This window comes from Staphylococcus coagulans (genome assembly GCF_002901995.1).
Classification (GTDB): Bacteria; Bacillota; Bacilli; order Staphylococcales; family Staphylococcaceae; genus Staphylococcus; species Staphylococcus coagulans.
Window position 1 is genome coordinate 1 of the sequence record NZ_PPQN01000067.1, and the last position, 1,876, is coordinate 1,876.

General features: G+C 32.0%; 2 protein-coding genes. One reads left to right on the forward strand and one right to left on the reverse strand.

Going from position 1 to position 1,876, the window contains the following annotated elements; all coding sequences use genetic code 11:
* The first annotated feature begins 108 nt into the window (after nucleotides 1–108).
* Nucleotides 109–810 (forward strand): helix-turn-helix transcriptional regulator, encoded by a 702-nt coding sequence (locus CD118_RS10840; protein WP_060829502.1) that lies wholly within the window; start codon nucleotides 109–111, stop codon nucleotides 808–810.
* 173 nt (nucleotides 811–983) lie between these two features.
* Here the strand turns inward: CD118_RS10840 and CD118_RS10845 are convergent, their stop codons facing one another.
* On the reverse strand, nucleotides 984–1,700 hold the full coding sequence (locus CD118_RS10845) for a CPBP family intramembrane glutamic endopeptidase (protein ID WP_103356699.1): 717 nt from the start codon (nucleotides 1,698–1,700) through the stop codon (nucleotides 984–986).
* Between the last annotated feature and the right edge of the window lie 176 nt (nucleotides 1,701–1,876).

Below are 1,876 nucleotides of genomic sequence, written 5' to 3' on the forward strand. Positions count from 1 at the left end.
AATATCACTTTTGTAGTCGTATTGCTCAAAATATACGTTGCGCTATATTTATCTTATAATTATGATATAATATTAATAACTATGGTAGGTTGATTGGAGTGATTTTTTATGAATAAAGAAACACGACAAAATAAACTAATAGCATTAATACAGCAACAGCAACACATGACTGCACAAGAACTCGCAAAAGCACTAAATGTTTCAAAACGTACGATTCTACGTGATATGCATGAACTCGAAAAAAATGGGGTTCAAATTTTAGCACGTGCAGGTAAACACGGCGGCTACCAATTACAATCTAAACAACAACAACATCAGTTAGAAATTAATGATCATGAACTTCATGCGCTTTATATGATTTTAAGAGAAAGCCAGTCACAATCTATGTTGCCTTATTCAAAAGAAACATCAGCACTCATCCAAAAGATTTTACGTCAACCTAATACAACAATTCGACGTTCATTACGCCAACTTGATGAATATATTTTATATGAATCTCCTCCAATAGATAAAAATCCGCCCCACTTTGATGACATTCTAATTTATTGTCAAGAACGTAAAGTAATGGGGGTTGATTATAAAGTCGACACATATGGCCAACATCATTTTGAGAATGTCATCTTTATTGGTTTAATCGCGCAACGCCATCGCTGGCAAGCTGTGGTGTATCATATTGGTGGCGGCTACACACGTTATATTGATTTATCAACAATTGAAGATATTTCTTATTCATTCCATAAATCAATTAAAACAAACGATATTACACTCAAAAATTATGATCAATATTTAAATAAAAACAACGTACAATAAAAACCAATGTTTCTAAACTGGAAACATTGGTTTTTTACAAATTTACAAGATATCGTCATCCTATGAGTAGTTCACTTTTTATGTCGGCGATAACTGATTTCCATTGAGACATGAGATGCCTCAATGTGTCCCCCTTTATTTACGAATATCAATTCACAGTAAAGCTACCTCTACTAGAAAAAGCTAATCAAATTATTTAACATGTGAAATGCGATAGAGACACCCAAATTACGACCACTCTTCATATATAAAAAGACAAGCGGGATTGAAATAATAAGGTAATCCACAATTTCAAAAGGAGAAGCTGCACCAATCACGTGACTTGCTGCAAATAGAATCACTGAAACAACCGCCATCACATTAAAATTAAGCTTCTTACCTAACTCACCAATTAAAAGATGTCTAAAGAATATTTCTTCAAAAATAGGCCCTACTATTACAATCAACAAAAAGTTAAAGGGCAAAAGTGCTGGAATATCCATTAATGCATCTAATGCTAGTTCATTTTGTGTCGTACCATATTGATAACGTTCGGGTATAAAACGAAATACATAACTGTAGACGTATAATAATACCAAAGTCACAATATATGTGCCCACTATCCATAATCCGTACTGTTTGACACCTTGAATACTTCTTCTGAATCGCTGTTTCATCTCTTTTCGATGTAATAAATAAAAACTCATGATCACTGTAAGGTATGCAAGTATTGAAGAAATCACTTCCGATACATCTACATAGATATCATTGAAAAATTCTTCTTTATTTATTCCAAAAAGCAATATCACCGCCAATGAAACTGTGAATCCAAAAAAGAGTGTTGTCACAAATAAAATAGGTATCAACCATAAATCTCGCCATGCGATGGCTTTCCAACTATAATTTGACATTTTGAATCCTTTCTACCGCAATCATTTTAATTTTTGCTTTACTCATATGACAATTGTATTTTTAAAATTACATTTTTATAAAAGTCATAATAAAATCATTAGCATTATGTTATACTATATAATATTTAATGAAAGGAAGGCAACTATGATTCAAAAGGATATACCAAATAGTATGC

Bases quoted from the DNA above. Each gene is read 5' to 3' on its own strand.
- CD118_RS10840 (WP_060829502.1), top strand. From the start codon at position 109: ATGAATAAAGAAACACGACAAAATAAACTAATAGCATTAATACAGCAA.
- CD118_RS10845 (WP_103356699.1), bottom strand. From the start codon at position 1,700: ATGTCAAATTATAGTTGGAAAGCCATCGCATGGCGAGATTTATGGTTG.